The sequence below is a fragment of the Siccirubricoccus phaeus genome (assembly GCF_008360935.1).
Lineage (GTDB): Bacteria > Pseudomonadota > Alphaproteobacteria > Acetobacterales > Acetobacteraceae > Siccirubricoccus > Siccirubricoccus phaeus.
This window is the reverse complement of sequence record NZ_SRXO01000010.1, coordinates 11,484-30,958: the sequence shown is the minus strand read 5'-3', so window position 1 is coordinate 30,958 and position 19,475 is coordinate 11,484. Positions and strand designations below refer to the sequence as shown.

The 19,475-nt window shown below is 75.2% G+C and carries 4 protein-coding genes; 2 read left to right on the top strand and 2 right to left on the bottom strand.

The features are described 5' to 3' along the window. The first annotated feature begins 203 nt into the window (after nucleotides 1-203). Together E5N76_RS15095 and E5N76_RS15090 are read left to right on the top strand one after the other, a co-directional pair. A complete protein-coding gene (locus E5N76_RS15095; RefSeq protein ID WP_149538150.1) occupies nucleotides 204-1,352 on the top strand; it encodes an aminotransferase class V-fold PLP-dependent enzyme in 1,149 nt (382 codons plus the stop codon). A gap of 70 nt (nucleotides 1,353-1,422) precedes the next feature. Then, a complete protein-coding gene (locus E5N76_RS15090) occupies nucleotides 1,423-1,623 on the top strand; it encodes a hypothetical protein (RefSeq protein WP_149538149.1) in 201 nt (66 codons plus the stop codon). A 92-nt stretch (nucleotides 1,624-1,715) separates the two neighbouring features. Here the strand turns inward: E5N76_RS15090 and E5N76_RS15085 are convergent, their stop codons facing one another. Both E5N76_RS15085 and E5N76_RS15080 read right to left on the bottom strand, forming a co-directional pair. Continuing rightward, nucleotides 1,716-4,706 (bottom strand): CHAT domain-containing protein, encoded by a 2,991-nt coding sequence (locus E5N76_RS15085; RefSeq protein WP_149538148.1) that lies wholly within the window; start codon nucleotides 4,704-4,706, stop codon nucleotides 1,716-1,718. A 14-nt stretch (nucleotides 4,707-4,720) separates the two neighbouring features. Continuing rightward, on the bottom strand, nucleotides 4,721-19,429 hold the full coding sequence (locus E5N76_RS15080; protein ID WP_149538147.1) for a two-partner secretion domain-containing protein: 14,709 nt from the start codon (nucleotides 19,427-19,429) through the stop codon (nucleotides 4,721-4,723). Nucleotides 19,430-19,475: the final 46 nt, after the last annotated feature.

Sequence of the window (19,475 nt, the reverse complement as noted above, 5' to 3'; positions counted from 1 at the left end):
CTGAGCCGGCGATTCAGGGCCTGAGCCTGCCCCCCATCCGGCGGGCAGGCTCAGGCCGGTCGCAGGCTAGAGCGGTTTCACGCTGACTGTGCAGCGCGAAACCGCTCTAGCTTATGGATTGTAGAGCAGATTCACGCCTCCGGGCGATGCCGCCCTCCGGCGATCTGCTCTAGCCCCGGGACGGGTGGGGAGCAAAGCCGGGCATGATGGGGTTCGGGGCAGCGCTGCAGGCGGAATTCCCGCTGGATCCGGGCTGGGTCACGGTCAATCACGGCTCCTACGGCGCCACGCCGCGGCGCGTGCTGGCGGCCCAGGCGGCGTGGCGGGCGCGGCTGGAGGCGCAGCCGACCCGCTTCATGACGCTGGAATACGAGCCCGCCATGGCAGCGGCCGGGGCGGCGCTGGCCGGGTTCCTCGGGGCCGATGCCGCGGGGCTCGCCTTCCTGGAGAACGCCACCACCGGCTGCAACGCCGTGCTGCGCAGCCTGGCCCTGGCGCCGGGGGAGGAGGTGGTGCTGCTGGGCCATGCCTATGGCGCGGTGCGCAAGGCGGCCGGGGTGGTGGCGGCGGCCGCCGGGGCACGGCTGGTGGAGGCGGCGCTGCCCTTCCCCCGGCCCTCGGCCGCGGCAGTGCTGGCAGGGCTAGCGGCGGCGCTGACGCCGCGCACCCGGCTGGCGGTGCTGGACCATATCACCTCCCCCAGCGCGCTGGTGCTGCCGCTCGGGGAGATGGTGGCGCTGTGCCGGGCGCGGGGCGTGTCGGTGCTGGTGGACGGGGCGCATGCGCCGGGACAGGTGGCGCTGGCGCTGCCGGCGCTGGGGGCGGATTGGTATGTCGGCAATTGCCATAAATGGCTGTTCGCGCCGAAGGGCTGCGCCTTCCTCTGGACCGCGCCGGAGCGGCGGGCGGGGACGCACCCGCTGGTGGTGAGCCATGGGCTGGGGCAGGGCTACCAGGCGGAATTCGGCTGGACCGGCACGCGCGACCCGACGGCGTTCCTTTCGGTGGAGGCGGCGATCGGCTTCCACGCCGCCCTGCCCAGGCTGATGGACCGCAACCATGCCCTGGCGGCGGCGGCCGGGGCGATGCTGGCGGCGCGCTGGGGCACGGAGGCCGGCGCGCGGCCGGAGATGCAGGGCAGCATGGCGGTGGTGCGGCTGCCGGTGGCGGCGGAGGGGCCGGCGGCGGCCCTGGCGCTGCGGCGCCGGCTGCTGGCGGCGCGGTTGGATGCGCCGGTCTTCGCGCTGGCGGGTGGCCTGTGGCTGCGGCTTTCCGCCGCGGCCTACAATGAGGCGGCGGATTACGTGCGGCTGGCGGAGCGGGTGGAGGCGGTGCTGGCGGCCGAAGCTTGAGCACGGCGCGACGCGTCGGACAGCAGGCCTGATTGTAGCCGCCGTCCATGGACCGAGCGCAATTGCCGACGTGGCGCGCCAACGCCTGCTGCGGCTGCCGCCGCCCTTCGAGGCCCGTTGCGGCCTGCATCCGGCCATCCTCCGCGGCGCCGGCCCTGCCGCCGGCGGCCATCGGCCGGGCGCATGCCGCCGCCACGGCCCTGGCCGTGCTGGAGCGCAGGTGGCGGCGCGGCCGGCGCTGTTCCACCTCATCCCGGCTGGTCAGGGCTGACGCGCTCTCCTTGCCGCTCGGTGGCGAATCGCTGGTTTCCCAAGGCCTTCGGGTTTTGGCAGGGGTTCAAGGGAGACGGCGTCCCCCTTGGCCTACCCCCGCGGCGCGCTGCCCGCCTCGGCGCTCACCGCCGGCGCCCTTTTGCCGTCGCCGATCAGCGCGAAGGGCGCCCAGTAATAGGGGTGCCCGAATTCCGGCGGCAGCCGCAGCCCTGCCTCGTCCAGGATCAGCCTTTGCGCCCCGCGCAGCGCCGCCGCCGAGGACGCGCCGCCCTGCTGCCGCCGCATGGAATCCGAGACGACGAGCATCGCCGCGTCGTCATTCACCGCCCAATGCGTCACCATCAGCCCGCGTGCGCCCGCATAGAAGAAGGCGCGCGCCAGGCCGGAGAGCGCCTCGCCGCCCCCCGCCCCCGAAGGCCCGCCGGTATTGCAGGCCGAGAGGATGATGAGATCCGCGTTCAGCTTCAGCCCCAGCAGCTCGGAGGCCTTGACGAAGGCGGCATCGGCATCCGGTGCGCCGGCCGGCGGGGAGACGACGATGGAGGGCTCCGGCAGGCAGGAGAGCTCGCCCGGCAGCAGCGCATGGGTCGCGAGGTGCAGGATCCGCCGGCTGCCGAGATCGGCCTGCCGCAGCGCCGCCGCGGTGAAATCGGTGCCGAGCCGGATGTCGCGCGGCGCGGCGCCGAGCAGGTGCTGCACCTCCAGCACCTCCCGCCGCGTGCCCGGCAGCCGCGTCAGCCCCTGCGCCATCCGCGCATCCGCGGCGCAGCGGTCCACCGGGAAGCTGCGGAGGAGCTGGGCCGGCGTCGGCGGCGAGAAATCCCCGAACCCGCCATAGGCCAGCGGCGCGGAGGAGGCTGCCCCGGTCCCCCGCAAGGTCACCAGGGTCTGCGGCGAGGGCACATGCACGATGGCGTGCCGCTTGATGAGCCAGGGCGCCTTGCCGAGGTTGGGGTCGGTCACCGGCCCGGTCAGCAGCAGGCCGAAGGGAATGCCGAGCAGCGGCCCGTCCGGCACCACAACCAGCGTCTCGGCGCCGTCCAGCGCCGCCTCCAGCGGCTTCAGCAGGGCGGCGTAGAGCGCCTGGGCGGGGGCGGGGTCAAAGGGGCCGGGGGCGCCGTTCTGGTCGATGACGCCGGCGCGGATGGCGTTCACCAGCCCCGCCGCCTCCGCCTCCCCCAGGCTGGCGCGGGCGCTGTGCACCTTGCCGTCGCGGAGGACGAGCACCCAGGCGGCCTTGCGCCCGAGCAGCATGGTGACCAGCGCCTCCTGCGGCGCCAGCGCATGGCTGACCGCGGCGAAATCCGCCGTGGAGAGCAGGAGCTGGCGGTAGCCCGGGGCGGCCGCCGCCACCTCGCTCTCGGCCTCGGCGCGGGCCTGCTGCGCCTCGGCGATCCGCGCATCGATGGCGGCGGAGGGCGCGGCATCGCGCTCGGCGAAGAGGTCGCGCAGCACCTGGTCGGCATCCTGCAGCCGGCGGACCGCGTCGGAGACCCGCTGGTCGCCGCCGGCGGCGCCGATGCGGGCGCTGGCCTGCTGCACGAAGCGCACGGTGTTGCTGCGCTGGGCGAGCTGGGTGGCGGTGAACATTTCCCGCCGCAGCGCCTCGGCCTGGTCCGGGCGGGCCTGGGCCTCGGCCTCCAGCGCGTCCAGATAGGGCAGCACCATCGTCACCGGCAAGGCGAGCTGGCGGGCACGCAGGATGTCGGCGCCGGCGCGGAAGGCGCTCAGCGCCTCGGCGCGCCTTCCGGTGGCCTGGCGGCGGCCGCCGGAGAGGAAGAGGGTCATGGCCTCCGGCCGCTCCCCCGGGGCGGCGACGGAGAAGCGCCGCGCCGCGGCCTCGAGCTGCCGGGCGGCCGTCTCGTTCTGGCCGAGGCTCGCGGCGTTGCGGCCTTCCGTGCGCAGGGTGCGGGCGATCATCGGCCCCGGCGCATTGCCCACCTGGCGCAGCAGGCGGCGGCTTTCGGCGATCTTCGCCTCCGCCTCATCCGGATGGCCGCTGGTGGCGAGGACGCGGGACAGGTAGCGCCGCGCCTCCGCCAGGCCGAAAGCGGCGGTGGTGGCGGTGGGGTCGGCCAGCAGGTTCACCTCGCCTTCCGCAGTGCCGAGCATGCTGCTCGGCAGCAGGGCGGCGTAGCCGGCCTCGGCCCGGCGCAGATAATCCGTCGCGTCCTCCAGCCGGTTGGCGCGCTGGGCGGCGAGGCCGCGGTAATGCAGCAGCCGCGGCACCGCCGTCTCATCCGCGGCGCGAGGCGCCAGCCCCTCGGCCCGGGCGAACAGCACCTCCGCCTCGTCCAGCCGGTTCTGCGCCGCGAGGTTGAGGGCGAGGTGCAGCAGGGGAAGGACGATGTTCGGGTCCTCCCGCCCCAGCACCCTTTCCTGCAGGGCGAGGGCGGCGCGGTAGGCATCCTCGGCGGCGGCGAAATTCTCCAGCTGGTTGAGGTCGCGGCCGGCCGCCATCAGCGTCTCGAACCGGCTGACATCGTTGGCGCTGAAGCTTTCCGCGGCCATCCGCCGCACCGCCAGCTCCAGCGCGGCGGAGCGGGACTGGCCGGCGCCGGCGGCGACCGTCTGGCCGGCGGCGAGGCGTTCCATCACCGGCGTCGCGGTGGCGACGCCATCGGCCAGCACCGGCCCGTTCGGCCCGGCCGCGACCATCGCCACATGCGGCCAGCCGCCGGCCTTCCGGGTGCAGGCCAGCAGCCGGGCACTGTAGCCGCCGGCGATGGTGGTGGCCTGCGGCGTGGCGCAGGTCACCCGCTGGTCCAGCCAGGTGCGCCAGAGGCCGCCGGTGGCGAGCTGGTCCAGCGTCCCGGCATCGGTATTGCCGCGCAGCGTCACCACCCGGGCGGCGGCGGAGGTCCAGCCGCCGCAGAACACCTCCCGCACGCCGGAGACCGGCAGATCGGCGGGCAGCGGGGTGCCGCGCTGGGTCAGGCAGGCCTCGCCGCGGGAATCCTGGCCAGCCGGCTCGCCCGCCGAGGCGCGCTGGCTGGGCGCGACGAAGCTGTCCTCCGGCGGCGTGCCGCAGGCGGCGGCCAGCAGCAGCCCGAGGGCCGGAACCAGGCGGAGCGCGGGCATCCTGCGGCGCGGGCTCATTCGTCGTCGTCCTCGTCCGAGACATTCGGGATGATGACTTCGGAGGTGTTCAGCCGGCCAGCCTCGATGGTGAGGGAGGCGCGGTCCACGGTCCGCGGCGGTATGATCTGGATCTGCGGCGGCACCACGCAGTTGATGGAGGTGACGACGCAGCCATTGACCCGGTAGCGGGTGAGCACCTGGGCCGGGATGACCTGGCTGATATCGGCGAATTGCGCCGCCCCCGCCCCGGTCTGGCCGTTCAGCGTGCCGAGCAGCGCCATGCTGCCGCCGCTGCCGACCACGCCGAGCCGCCCGGCCTCGATGTTGCCGCTGACATTGCCCGCCCCCACCAGCATGAAGGCGGCGCCCTGGTTCTGCAGCCCGGCGCCTTCCAGCGCCACCATCTGCAGGTTGAGCTGGATGTCGCCCGCCGGATCCGGCTGGCCGGGGCCGAAATCCCCCGGCAGGGTGTTGTCCCGCACCTTGGTCTGCTGGTTCTTCGGCAATTGGCCGGGCTGGTCCGGCTGCACGGCGCCGAGGCCGGATTCCAGCAGGGCGAGGCGCGTCGCGGCCGGCGCCGGCACCCGGCTGTCGAAGATCGCGGCGGGCAGCACGTCGCGGCGCGGGGTGACGATGGTCGCCGCCCCGGCCTCGATGCCCCCCGGCCCGGCGAAGCTGATGGCGGTGCCGATGGTGGCGGCGAGGCCGTCCAGCATCAGCGTCTGGGGCTGGGCGCCCAGGCCGGCATTGAACAGCATCGGCACCCCGGCGCGGATCACCGCGGCCTCGGCGTTCAGCGAGACGTTGGTGACGGTGATGGCGCCGCCGGAATAGAGGGTGACGAGGCCGGCGCGCTGGGCCAGCTCCAGCCCTTCCAGCGTGCCGCCGGCGCCGATGCCGGCGGCGACGGCGGTGCCGCTGCTGGCGATAGTGGTGCCGGTGAGGCTCAGCGCCCCTTCCGACCAAAGCTGGACGGCGCCGACGGCGGCGAGGGTGCTGGCGCCGATCGTGGTCGGCGCCTCCACCGTCTGCAGGCGGATGGCACCGGCGCTGCTGGAGAGATCCAGCACGGTCTCCACCCGGTTGCCGCGGGCGGCGCCGCTGCGGCCGGCGCTGAAGGCCAGCAGCTCCACCCCGTCCCGGGCGCTGCCGGTCAGGCGCAGCGCGTCGATGGAAGCGCCGCTTTCCGCCGCCTGGACGAAGCGGCCGGCGGCGGCGTTGAAGATCAGCGCGCCGCCGCCGCGGGCGCTGAGCAGCCCGCCGGCCTGGGTGATGTCCCCGGCGGCGGTGGCGAGGCTGAGATTGCCGCTGCCCGCCTGCAGGATGCCGGAGGTGAAGGCGCTGCCCGTCGCCGGCGCCTGGCCGGTGAGGCTGATGCCGGTGGCGGCGGCGAGGGTGAGGTCGAGCGCCGCGCGGATGCTGCCGCTCGCCGCCGTGGCGCTGCCGAGCAGGCTGATGCTGCCTCCCTGGGCGGCGAGGTTGACCGAGCCGGCGGCGGCCTCGATGAGCGCGCCGCTGGCGATGGACTGACCGGCGGTGAGGCTGGCATGGCCCGCCCCGGCCCGCACCAGCGCGCCATCGCCGAGGGTGATGCTGCCAGCGGTGGCGGCGAGGCTGACGGGGCCGGCGCTGGCCTGCAGCGCCGTGCCGTCGCCGAGGGCGAGGGTGCCGGTATTGGCGGTGAGGCTGGCGGCGTTGAGCGCCAGCAGGGTGCCGTTGGCGCCGATCCCGATGGCGCCGCCGGCGATGTCCAGGGTGCCGGCGGCGGCCTGGATACTGGCGCCATCGCCCAGGGTAACGCTGCCGGCGCCGCCGGCCAGGCTGGCATTGCCGCCGGTCGCCGTCATGGCGAAGCCGGTGCCGAAGGCGATGCCGCTGGCGGCGCCGATGCCGGCATCGCCAGCGCCGGAGGCGAGCGTCACGCCGTTGCCGGCCGAGACGGCGCCGGCCGCGGCGGTGAGGCTGGCGGTGCCGGCCGCGGTGGAAAGGCTGACCTGATCGCCCAGGGCCAGGATGCCGGCGGTGGCGGTGAGGCCGAGCCCGGTGGCCGCCTGCAACGCCGTGCCGGTGCCGAGCGCGATCGCCGTGCCGCTCAGCGCGATGCTGCCGGCGCCGGCGGCGATGCTGCCATTGGCGCCCGCCAGCACGCTGCCGGCAGTGCTCGCCAGGCTGACATTGCCGCCGGTGGCGCTGGCCTCCAGGCCGGCACCGATATCGATGGCGGAGCCGGCGAGGAGCGTCAGGTTCCCGGCACCGGCGGCCAGCGTCACGCCATTGCCGAGCAGGATCGCATGCCCGCCCGCGGTCAGCCCGACCGTCCCTGCCATTGCCCTGACGGTGGCGTTGTCGCCGAGCGAGAGCAGGGTGCTCGAAGCGGCCAGCGCGGTGCCGTCCCGCGATTGCAGGGTGGAGCGGTTGCCGAAGGCGATGCCGGTGGCGCTGATGCCCAGCGTGCCGGCATCGGCCTGGACCTGCGCAGCCTCGCCGGCGACGACCGCGCCGCCGCTGCTGGCGAGGCTGGCATTGCCGGCGCTGGCCGTGCCGGTGAAGCCGTCGCCGATGGCGATGCCGGTGGCGCCGGCGAGTTGCAGCGCGCCGCCGCTGACGGTGACGTTGTCGCCGAGGGCCAGGTTGGCCAGGGTCGCCTGCAGCAGGGTGGTGCCGGCCGCGCTGGTGACGCTGGCGCCGTTGCCGAGGCCGAGCGCGAGGCTGCTGGCGGTCAGGCTGGCTCCGGTGCCGGCGGTGACGGTGAAGCCGGTGCCAAGGCTGAGACCCTGGCCGGCGAGGGTGATGGTGCCGCTGGCCGCCGCCGCGCCGCCATTGCCGAGCGTGACATCGCCCATGCCGCCGGCCATGGCGAGGTTGCCGCCTGTCGCAGCCGCCTCCAGCCCGCTGCCGGCGGCGATGCCGGTGGCGCTGGCGAGGTCCAGGGCCCCGCCACGCAGCACCACGCCATTGCCGAGGCTGATATCGGCTGCCATCGCCTCCAGCAGGGTGAGGCCGGCAGTGCTGGTGACGCTCGCCGCATCGCCCAGCGCCAGCGTGCCGGTGGCGGCCTTCAGGCTGGCGCCGGTCGCGGCGGTGACGTCGGTGCCACCGCCGAGCGAGATGCTGGCGGCGGTCAGCGCCGCGCTGCCGGTGGTGCTGCCGAAGCTGCCATTGGTACCGACGGTGATCGCCCCGGCGCCGCCGTCCAGGGTGAGGTCGCCGCCCGTCGCCGTGACGGTGACTCCGTTGAGGATAACGATGCGGGTGCCGGCGGTGAGGCTCAGCGCGCCGGCGCCCGAGGTGATGCTGACGCCGTTGCGGATCTCGATGCCGCCCGTGCCGGCCAGCAGGGTGGTGGCGCCCGCCGTCGCGCGGATGATGGCGCCGCCGGCTATCGAAATGTCGGTCGCGGTCGCCGTCACGCTGGTGCCGTCGCGGGAGGAGAGGGTGGCGCCGCTGCCCAGCACGACCCCGGCGCCGGAGACGGCGACCGTGCCGGCGGCGGCCGTGACTTGGCTGCCGCCGCCGAGCGCGGCGGTGCCGCTGCCGGCCTCCAGCACGGCGTTGCCGTTCATCGCCGTCGCGGTCAGCCCGGTGGTAGCGGTGATGCCACTGCCGCCGGCGATGCGCAGCAGCCCGTCGCCGGCGGTCACGCTGCTGCCGTTGCCGAAGAGAACGCTGCCGGCGGTCGCCTCCAGCGCCACCGGCCCGGATGCGGCCGCCACCGTGACGCCGGCAGTGAAGTTCATATTGCCCGTGGCGGTGGAGAGGCTGACGCCCGCCCCGCCCTGGAAGCTGGCGCCGCTGCCGGCGGTGAGGCCGGTCCGGGCGGCGACCGCGACGTCCCCGTTGGTGCTGCGCACCACCGGCGCCGCGCCGAAGGTGACGCTGCCGGCGGTGGAGACGATGCTGGCCGTGCCGCCCGTGGTGGTGAGGCTGGCGCCGGCGCCGAAGCCGATATCGCCCGTGGCGGCGAGGCCGAAACCGGTGGCGGCGCTGACCGTGCCGCTGTCGCCCAGGCTCACCGCGCCGCCCGTGCCGGCGGCGGTGAGGGTGATGCCGCCGGCGCTGGCGCCAAGGCTGGCGCCGGTGCCGAGGCTGATGCTGCCGGCGGTCGCGGCGAGGCCGAGCCCGTTGCGGCCTGCCAGCACCAGGTTGTTGCCGCCGGCAATGCCGGTGCCGCCGGCGAGGCTGGCGCTGCCCGCCAGCGCCCGCAGCGCCGCCCCGTCGCCGAGCTGCAGCCGCCCCGCCATCGCCGTCGCGGTGAGGGTGCCGGTGGTGGCGGTGAGGCCGGCCCCCGCGGCGATATCGAAGAGGCCAGTCGCCGCGGTGGCGGTGAGGCCGGTGCCGCCGGTGAAGCTGCCGCCGGAGAGGGTGATGCCGGTCCGGCCCGCCAGCGTCAGCGTCCCGGCGGCGGAGATCGTGGCGCCGCTGCCGATGCCGAGGCTGCCGAGGGAAGAGGCGAGGCTGCCCGTGCCGCCGAGGCCCGTCGCCGTCATCCCGAAGCCGGTGCCGATGGCGAGGCCGTCGCGGCCGGCAAGGCTCGCCGCGCCGCCGGTCGCGCTGACGGTGACGTCGTTGCCCAGGGTGAGGCTGCCCGCGGTGACGCTGACGCCGGCAGTGCCCGCCGTCGCGGTGAGGCGGACGCCGTCGCCGAGCTGCGAGTCCGAGGTGGCGGAGAGATCTACCGTGGCGCCGGAGACCCTTGCCAGCGCCGCCAGCGTCACCGCGCCGGCCTCGGCGGTGAGGCTGGCCGTGCCGGTGGTGGCGGTGACCGCGGCGCCGTCGCCGCCGGTGATGTCGCCCGTGCTGGCGAGCAGCGTTGCCGACCGGCCGGCGGCAATGGTGCCGAAGCCGATGCCGGTGCCTGCCATCAGCCTGGCATCCCGCACGGCCGCCACCCGGCCGACGGTGACGGTGGTGGCGGCGTCCAGCACCGCGTCACGGCCGGCGGAGACGGTGCCGCCGGCCGCGACGGTGACGCTGCCGGCATGGGAGGTGAGGCTGGCATCGCCTGCGGTGGCGGTGACGTCGGTGACGCTCACCGCGCCGCTCGCCGTCAGCGTCGCGTCATTCCCGGCCGTCAGGCTCGCCACGGTGATGGCGCCGCCCGTGCCCGTCGCCGTCAGCGTCGCATCGTTCCCGGCGCTGAGCAGGGTGCCGGCGGCGGAGGTAATGGCGCCGTCCGTCGCGGTCAGGCTGAGATCGCCCTCCGTCGCCGTCAGCGTGCTGGCGTTGGTCAGGCCGGTGGCGGCGAGGAGCGTCAGGTCGGTCTTCGCCGTCAGCGCGGCATTCGCCGTCAGCGTCGCGGCGTTGCTGGCGAGGCTGATGGACGCAGTGCCCGCAGCCGCCGCATGGCTGGCGGTGACGCTGCCGGCCACCGTCAGGGCGCGCGACGTGACCAGGGTGAAGCTGCCATCGGTTCCGGCGTCGCCGCCCGCCGTGCCGGTGCCGGTGGTGAAGGAGATGCCGCTTTCCCCATCGCTCAGCGGAGTGCGCGCCGCCAGCCGGTCCACCCGGTTGGTGGCGCTGTCCAGGGCGGTGGCGAAGCGGGAATTGCCGGCCAGCTCGGCGACGTCCAGCGTGCCTGCCCCCTGGCTGATGCTGCCGGTGCCGCCGGCGCCCGCGCCGGCGAAGAGCTCCAGCCGCGTCACCCGGTCCAGCTCGCCATCGCGCAGCAGCACGTCGCCCGCCAGGGCGATGTCGCCCGCGGTGCGCGGCCCGGCGGCGCTGCCGGTATCGCCGCTGCCCGGCGCCGCGAAGGGCCAGTCGGGGTTGCCCATCACCGCCGCATCGGTGGACCGGCCGATGCGCAGCACCGTGGTGGCACCAGCGGTGTCGCCGATCAGCCCCAGGGTGGCGGAGGAAAGGGAGAGGGTCCCTGCGGCGCTGCCGCCCAGCGTCACGCCGCGGCCGAGGGTCGCCGGCAGGATCTCCACCGTGCCGCCGGGCGCCGAGACCGGGCTGACATTGATGGCGAAGGTATCGGCGATGATGGTGATGCGGCCGCCGCCGAGGGCGGTGATGCCATGCACCGCCACCACGCCATTGTCGGCATTGCCGCTGCCGAGGCCGTCCAGCAGCGCCTGCGCCGCCGTCGCCTGGCGCAGGGTGAACACCCCCGGCGTGCCGGGGCCGCCGACGGTGACGCCATGGATGCCGCCGGCGACGACGGTGCCGGCGATGGTGCCGATGCGGTTCTCCGCCCCCAGCCAGATGAAGCTGCCGGCCGCGCCGGTGACGTTCTGCACGCGCAGCCAGCCCCGGGCATCGCCGCTATCCGGCCCGTTGCCCTCGGTCTCGGCCGCGGCGTCGCCGGCGCGGCCGCGCTGCTGGATGGAGGTCGCGGCGACCAGGCTCAGGGTCGTGGCCGTCCCCTGCCCGCTTTCGAAGCCGAAGACCAGGTCCGCCGCGGTGCCGAGCAGGTCGATATTGCCGCCATACTGCCGGATGGTGCCGGCCATGGGCTGCGCCGTGCCGCTGAGGGCGGTGCCGTCGCTGAGCCGGCCGAGCAGCGCGGCGCCGCCGGTCTCCGGCGCCCGGCCGATGATCAGGGCGCTGGCCCGCACCTGGGCCAGTTCCGCCGCGGTCAGCCCCAGCTCCGCGCTGCCGGCGGCGGCGCTGCTGCGGGCCAGGGCGACGTGCCGGCCCGCGGTGTGCGGCGCCAGGGCGACGGTGCCGCCCGGCGCCACCAGCAGCGCGTTCAGCGCCATGTCGTCGGCGATGAGGGTCAGCGCCCCGCCGGTCACCTGCGCCTGGCCGCTGCCTGCGGCGCCGGCGCCGACGCCCACCGAGACCTGGCCGGCGATCGTCAGCATCCCGCTGCCGGTGCGCAGCGCGAAGACCGCATCCTCGATACCGGCGGCGGCGGTGCCGGCGCGGAAGCCGATGCCGATATCGGCGCTGCCCAGCACCTGGCGCAGCGCGATGGCGTCGATGCTGTTGCCGGCATTCATCAGCGCGGTGAAGCCGCGCGAGCCGCCGGCGATGGCGGCGACGTCGATGCTGGTGCCCGCCGCCTGGGTGATGGTGCCGGGGGTCGCCTCCCCGCCCACGCCGGCATAGAGCTCCAGCGTGTCCGCGACGCCGCGCAGGGAGAGGTCGCCGGCGACGGCGATGCTGCCGGCCATGCGGCTGTTGTCGGCCCCCGCGACGCCCGCGACGGTGCTGTCGCCGCCGCCGATCGGGGCATAGAGGACGCTGTCGCCCACCACCGCGGCGTCCGCGCTGCGGCCGATGCGCAGCACGCCGCCGCCGGTGGAAAGGGCGGCGAGGGTGGTGGCGCTGATCTCGCCCGCCGCGCCGGCGCTGGCGACGCCGAGGGTGAGATCGGTGCCGGCGGTGCGCGGCAGCAGCTCGATGGCGCCGGCGACGACGCTGACGGTGCCGGTGAAATCGCCGAGCGCATCGGCGATCAGCGTCACCTGGCCGCCGCTGCGGCCGAGGGCGATGCCGTCATTCGCCACCAGCAGGCTTTCGCCCGCCGCCTGGCGGATGGTCACCGCATTGGTCGCCAGGGCGCCGGTGCCCGCCATGGCGCGGTCGATGGCCAACCGGATGCCGGCGCCGCCGGCGAAGGCGAGGCCGGTGCTGTCGCCGATCCGGCCGATATGGTTGTCGGCGCCCAGCCAGATCATCGCCGGGTCGGTATCCGCCGCGCCGGCGCGGTCCGCCGTGTGGATGGTGGCGGCGAGGTTGGCGACGGTGAGCGCGGCGCCGGGGTCGCCATTGCCGAGGGCGCCGAGCTGCAACACGCCATGGGTGCTGAGCAGTTCCAGGGTGGCGATGCCGATGCCGGTCAGGTCGATCGCCTGCCGTCCCTGCACGATCCAGCCGGTGCTGGCGGCCGCCGGGTCCAGGCTGGCGAGCCCGCCGATCCGCAGCAGGTCGGCGGAGATGAAGCCGAGCTCCGCGGCGGTGAGGGAGAGGGCGCTGCCATCCACGGGCTCGGCGCCCACCGCGCCGCTGACGACGCCGCCCAGCAGCACGCCCTGGCCGGTAGTGACCGGCTGCAGCACCACGCGGCGGCCGGCGCCGGCAGTCAGCGCCGCGGCGATGTGCAAATCGTCGGCGCGGATCGTGATGTCGCCCGCGCCATTGGTGGTGACGGCCCCGGCGATGGTGAGCGCCGCGACGCCCGCCACCGGGTTGCCATCGGCATCCAGCGCCGGCGGCAGCGCCGGCACGGTGCCGTCCGCAGCGAGGCCGGCATCCGCCACCCCCGCCCGGCCGCCGACCCGCAGCGTGACCGCGCCATCGGCCGCGATGCCGGCGACGCTGAAGGCGCCGCTGCTGCCGGCCGCCGTCACGCTGATGGCGGTGCCGGTGACGGCGTTGATGACGTTGACGCCGTCCAGCGTCACCGCCCCGCCGGCCAGGGCGGCGAAATTCTCGACATTGATCCGGGTGCCGGCCTGCTGGGCGATGGCCCCGCCGCTGGCCAGCGCCAGGGTGCGGGCCAGGTGGTTCTGGTACTCCGTCCCGGTCCCCGGCGCGTCGCGCAGATCCACATCGCCCTGAATGGTGATGGCGCCGGCATCGGCGCGGCCGAGGACGACGGTGCCGGCCGTGCTGCCGTCCCGCGTGTCCAGCCGCCGCAGCTCCACGCTGTCCAGCGTCAGCGTCCCGGCGCTGCTGCTGCCCGCCGCGCCGCCGAGGGAGATGGCGACCGGCGTGGCGCCGCCCAACGTATGCGGGGCGAGTTCGATGGTGCCGCCCGGGGCGCGCAGCGAGAAGCCGTCCGGCGAGAGGCTGGCGTCCAGCGCCAGGTCGTCCGCCAGCAGCCGCAGCCTCCGGCCGGGCGTGGTGGTGGTGACGGTGCCGGCGTCGTCCACCTGCGTGCCGGCGCGCAGCAGCCCGCGGACGGTCAGGGCGAGCGCCCCGGCATCCAGGATGAAGTCGCCGCCCGCCATGCTGCCGAGCAGCGCCGGGTCGCCGATCCCGAAGGCGGTGCCGTCCAGGCTGCCGGTCGCCCCGGTGCCGAGCAGGACATCCACCCTGTTGCCGCTGCCGCCCAGCGCCACATCGCCGCTGGCGTGGGCGATGAGCTGGGTGGCGGCGACGGCACCGGTGCCGGATTGGGTGATGCTGCCGGCTTCCGCCACCAGCGCGACGGTGCCGCGATTCGCCCCGGCCTGGGCGGTAAGGGCGCCGGCGGTCTGGGTGATGTCGCCCCGCCGGGCGCGCAGCGAGATGTCGCCGGTGCCGGCGGTGATGTCGCCGGTGAGCGCGATGCCGCCGGCGAGGCCGGCCGTGCCGGCCTCCAGCCGCACCAGCTCGCCGGCGGAGATGCTGCCGGCATGGCTGATGCCGAGCCCGGCGGCGAGCAGCGCCCGGTCCGCGCCGGTGATGCTGCCGGTGGCGGCCAAGCCGATGGCGCCGGTCAGCGTCGTCGCGGCGACGCTGGTGGTGCCGCTCAGCGTGCCGCTGATGTCGATGTCCCGCGTCAGGCCGGAGGCGACCGCCGTGGTCTCGTTCAGCGCGATGCTGCCGCCGGCGCTGAGGGTGGCGCCACTCTCGATGACGATGGCGCCGCCGCCGCCGGCGATCGTCGCATCCGCCGTGCCGGCGGCGTTCAGCGTGATGTCCAGCCGGGCGTCGAGGTCCTGGCCGACCACCAGCCTGCCATCCGTCGCGGTCAGGGTGATGCTCCCGCCATTGCTGGCGTCCAGCATGCCGTTCAGCGTCAGCGAGGCGGCGGTGATGCCGATATCGCCGGCGAGCAGCGCCTGATCCCGCGCCAGCACCGTGGCGTTGGCGGCAAGGGTGAAGGCGCCGCCGGCCGTCAGGGTGACATCGCCGCCCGCCGCCTGCACCAGCAGCGTGCCGCCGCTGCCGATCGTCAGCGCGCCCTCGGAGCGGAGGCTCACGCCGGAGCCGCTGGTGGCGGTGGCGGTCACATTGCCCGTGACGGCCAGGGCATTGGCGGAAGCGATGCTGATGGCGCCGCCGCTGGCGGTGATGCCGGCAATGCTGTCGATGCTGTTCACCGCGGCGCCGGCCACCAGCCGGTCCAGCGCGAAGCCCGCGGCGGCGAGGCTGTTCACCGCGCTGACGCCGCCGGTCAGCGTTGCGACGTCCAGGATGCCGCCGCTCTGCGCCACCTGCCGGCCGCGCAGATCCAGCACCGCGGCATGGCCGCGCACCGTGATGTCGCCCACCACGGTGATGACCCCCGCCGTGGTGGCGCCGGCCGCGCCGATGCGCAGCGTGCCGCTGCCGGCGGCGATCCGCGCGAGTTCCGCATCGCTGAGGGAGAGGCTACCGGCCGCGCTGCCCCCCAGCGTCACCGCCCTGCCGAGGGTGTTGGGCAGCAGGGAGACGGTGCCGAGATCGCCGGCGGCGGGCGCCTGGATGGCGGCGTTCAGCGCCAGGTCGTCCGCCCGCAGCGTGACGTCGGTGCCGCTGCCGGACTGGATGACGGCGCCGCTCGCCACCGTCAGCAGCGCCGAGGCGCTGGTGACGCTGATGCCGCCGCCGGCACGGAGGCCGAAGCCCGTCACCTCCGTGCCCTCGACGATGCTGCCGATGGCGTTCTGGCCGGTGAGGGCGATGGTGTCGCCCGCCCCGGTGCCCGCCACGGCCGAGAGGCCCGGCACGGTCAGCACCGTGCCATTCGCCTGGGCGATGCTGCCGCCGGCGACCAGTTCCAGCACCGTGACGCCGCGGAAGCCGAAATCCTGGCTGGTGGCGAAGGAGAGGTCGCCGCCGGCGACGAAGATCAGCCGTCCCGCCACCACCTGCTCCAGCGTGAAGTCGCTGAGCTGGCCGGTGCCGAGGGCGAGATCCGTGCCCGCACCCAGCGTCGCGATGCGCACCGTGCCGAAGATGCTGGCATCGATGGAATCCGAGCCGGTGCCGATGAGGCTGTCCGTCGTCAGCCGGATGGCGTTGCCGGCATCGCCCGCGGCGAAGCCGACCCGGGCATTCACCGTGAGCGCCGGCGCGGTCAGGGAGATGGTGCTGCCGGTGGCCGCGCTCAGCGCTGCATCCACCGTGAGCGTCGCGGCGATGGAGCGCAGGGCGATGCCGCCCGCCGTGGTGCTGCCGCTGACCAGGCTGAAATCATTGTCCGCCGCCGTCAGGTCGACGGCGCCGGTGGCGTCGAGGCGCAGCGCATCGGCGGCGATGGCGCCGTCAACGGTCTGGGTGATGCCGCCGCCGCTCGCCGTCAGCATTACCGTCTGGCCGCTGGCGGTCACCGCGCCGTTCAGCGTGAGCGAGGCACCGGTGAGGGCGATGTCCCCCGAGGTGGCGACGCTCAGCCCCCCCGCCCCCACGGCGAGGGCGCCGCGCGAGAAGATCGCGAGGCCGCCGGTATCCGTGCTGCCGGTCACGCTGGCGATAAGGTTGCCGGCCGCCGGGTCGTTCACCGTGGCCAGCGCCACGCCGGTGGCGGCGCTGACGCTGAGGCTGTCCGTCCGCAGCACGCCGGCGGCGGTCTGGATGATGGCGCCGGTGGTGGCGGTGAGGCTCACGCTGGTGGCGTCCACCGCCGCGCCCAGCACGATGCCGGGCGCCGTCAGCACCAGGCTGTCCGCCGGTGCGCCGGCGCCGTTGCCAATGCCGGCGCCGGTGGCGGCGTCGTTCACCACCGTCAGCGTGCCGGCCCCGGCGCCGGTGCTGCTGAGGGTCAGGCCGTTGCGGCTGGAGACCTCGTCGATGACATTGGCCGCGCCGGGGCCGTCGATGGCGGAGGCGCCGCTGGTCACCATCACCAGCCGCGCCACGTCCAGGCTGCCGGCATCCTGGGTGACGCTGGTGGTGGTGCCGGAGAATTCCAGCACGGCGAACAGGCCGCGCAGCGCGACATCGCCGATCAGCCTCACCGTGCCGCCGGCGGTCTGCACCGCCAGCCGGTTGCCGCTCAGCAGCGCCAGCTCCGCGGCGTTCAGGTAGAGCCCGGCCGGGTTGCTGCCCTGGTCGTCGCCAAGGCCGATGACGCCCGCCGCGGCGGTGCTGGCGACGGTCAGCGTGCCGGCGCCGGCGGTGACCGCCGCGGTGATGTCGAGGTCCGTGCCGGCCAGCGTGACCGCGGTGCCGGTGATGGCGGCGGCGACGGTCAGCGCCCCGCCTTCGGCCCGCAGGCTGAACTCGCCGGTCGTCGCGGCGCCGGCGCCGATGCTGGCATTGACGCCGATGCTGCCGCTGCTGGTCAGGCTGAACCCGGCGGCCAGGACCGGGGCGTCGATGGTGATGCCGGGCGCGGCGATCTGCACCGCGCCGAAGGCGCCGGCGCCGCTGCGCTGGGAGACGATGGCGTTGGTCGCCGCCGTGCCGTCCTGGTCCCGCCCTGCCGCGAGGCTGGCGAAGGCGTTCGCCGCATTGGCCAGGGTGATGCTGCCGCCGGTGGAGGCGGCCAGCGCGCCGGCGGTGATCCGCCCATCGGCGCCGGCGGCGATGTCGGCATTGCTGGTCGGCGTGTCGAAACTGTCGCCGGTGCGCAGCACCACCTGGCCGGCGCCGGCGTTCACATGCGCGTCCAGCGCGATGCCGCCGGCGCCCTGCAGGTCGATCGGCGCGCCGCCGCTGGAGATGCCGCCGGAGATGGTCAGCGCCCCGGACGTCGTGCGCAGCGCCACGGTGCCGCCGGCGGTGAGGCCGGTGACCTCCATCGCCTGCGCCGAAACCACGCGGACCGCGCCGGCGGAGGCGACGAAGAGGCTGCCGATGGCATTCGCCGCCTCCAGCGTCACCGCCCCGGTATCGGCGCCGGTGGCGCCCTGCACGTTCAGCGCGCCGGCGGTGATGACGCCGCTGGCGGCATCGGCGGTGATGGCACCGTCGGAGCGCAGGGTGAGCGTATTCGTGGTGCCGACATTCACCGCCTGGTTCAAGGTGATGCCGGTAGTGGCGGCGAAGCTGCTGCTGGCCGAAGCCGTCACCGTGGCGTTGATGGTGAGCCCCGTCGCCGCGGTCAGCGTAACGCTGCCAGTGTTCACCGCGATGGCGCTGCCCACCGTGATGCCGGTGGCGGAGGTGATGATGAGCGAGCCGGCGGCGGCGCCCATGGTGATGCCGGCATTGACGAAGATGCCTGGCGTGCCGCCGGCGCCGGTGGTGCGCAGCGTCAGGCTGCCGGCCGCCGTCTTGTTGACGGCGGCGTTGACGTTGATGGTCTGGACCGCTTCCAGCACCAGGTTGCCGACGAAGCTGTCGATGGTGGCGACGGTCAGGTCCAGCGTGGCGGGCAGGTCGCCGCCCGCCACATTGCCGGGCACGGCGGTGCCGCTGGCGACGATGTTGATGACGTCCGGATCGAGCGAGAGGGTACCGGCGCGGCCCGCCGCGGCGCTGACATCCACCGCGGTCAGCAGGCCGGGCGCGTGGATGCCGGAGAGCGCCGAGACCTCGGCGAAGCCGCCATCGCCGCCCTGTGGCCCGCCGCGGGCGGAGAGCGTGCCGAGCACCGTGGTGAGCGCTGCGCTGTTCACCGCGATGGTGCCGCCATCGCCCTGCCCCGTCGCATCGGCGATGAGGCGGCCCCCCGCTTCCAGCGCGGTGTTGGCCGCCATGGCCTGCTCGCGGCCGAAGCCGGTGGTGCCGAGGCGGATATCGCCGCCGCCCCCCCGGCCGGAGACATCCACCTTGCCGGTGGCCGCGACGCTGGCGCTCGCCGTCCCCTGCACCGTCACGCTGCCGCCGCGTGCCCCGGCGCCGGTCCCGCGCGCCGTGACCTTGCCCTCCACCCGCGCCGCGCGCGTGCCGGTGCTGCCGATCGCGACGCTGCCGCCGCCGGCGCCGCCCGAGGCGCTGACCCGCGCGCCCTGCGCCACCGTCACCCGGCCGCTGGCCGTCGCCGAGACGCTGCCGCCGCGCTGCCCTTCCCCGCCGGTGGCGGCGACCGTGCCTTCCACCCGCACATTGCCGCCTTCCGCCCGCAGCGCCACCGTGCCGGTGCGCCCGCCCGCCGTCGCCGCGCTGATGCGGCCGGTATTGCGCACCAGGTCTTCCACCAGGCCGGAGGCGGCATTGGCGGAGAGCAGCACGGCGCCGCCCGAGGCGTCGATGACGCCGGAATTGGTGACCAGCGCCGTGCTGCCGTCCGGCGCGCTGCGCACCGCCTGGGTGACGTCGATGGAGAGCAGCCCATCCCCCGCCAGGTCCAGGTTGTAGGTCTCCGCCCCCTGCAGCGCCACGCGGCCGAGCCGGGCGCGGATGACACCGGTATTCGCCACGCGCGGCCCGACCAGCGCGGCGAGGCCGCGATCGGCAACGGTCACCTCGCCATGATTCTCCACGCGCGCGCCCGGGTTGGGCGCGCCGTCGAACACCATGCGGCCCTGCATGAAATTCTGGTTGGTGATGTTGGCGGCCGAGGCGATGAGGCTGCCGACATTCACCTGCGCGCCCTGAGCGAAGACGACGCCGGACTGGTTGACGATGGCGACGCCGCCATTGGCCGTGATGCGGCCGGCGATGACCGAGGGATCCGGGGCGTTGACGCGGTTCAGCGTCCAGGAGGCGGCGGAGGGCTGCTGGAAATTGACGCTCTGCTGGCTGCCGACATTGAAGCTCTGCCAGTTGATGGCGGCGCGGTCGGTGGTCTGGTGGATGGTGGTGGCGTTGGCGGATTGGCTGATGCTGGCGCTGCCCGCCACCACCTGCCCGCCCGTCGGCCGCGCATTCGGCGCCACGCTCTGGCCCTGGGCAGCGCCCATCGCCGGCAGCAGCGCCGTCGTCCCCAGCAGCCACGCCCTGAGCGCGTGCTTGCCCGTCCTGCTCGCACCGGCCATCGGCCCACCCCTTCTGCCCGGTCTGCCGCCGGGAGTCCCTTGCGCC

Coding starts and splice junctions, on each gene's coding strand:
- E5N76_RS15080 (WP_149538147.1), bottom strand. CDS start 19,429: ATGGCCGGTGCGAGCAGGACGGGCAAGCACGCGCTCAGGGCGTGGCTG.
- E5N76_RS15085 (WP_149538148.1), bottom strand. CDS start 4,706: ATGCCCGCGCTCCGCCTGGTTCCGGCCCTCGGGCTGCTGCTGGCCGCC.
- E5N76_RS15095 (WP_149538150.1), top strand. CDS start 204: ATGATGGGGTTCGGGGCAGCGCTGCAGGCGGAATTCCCGCTGGATCCG.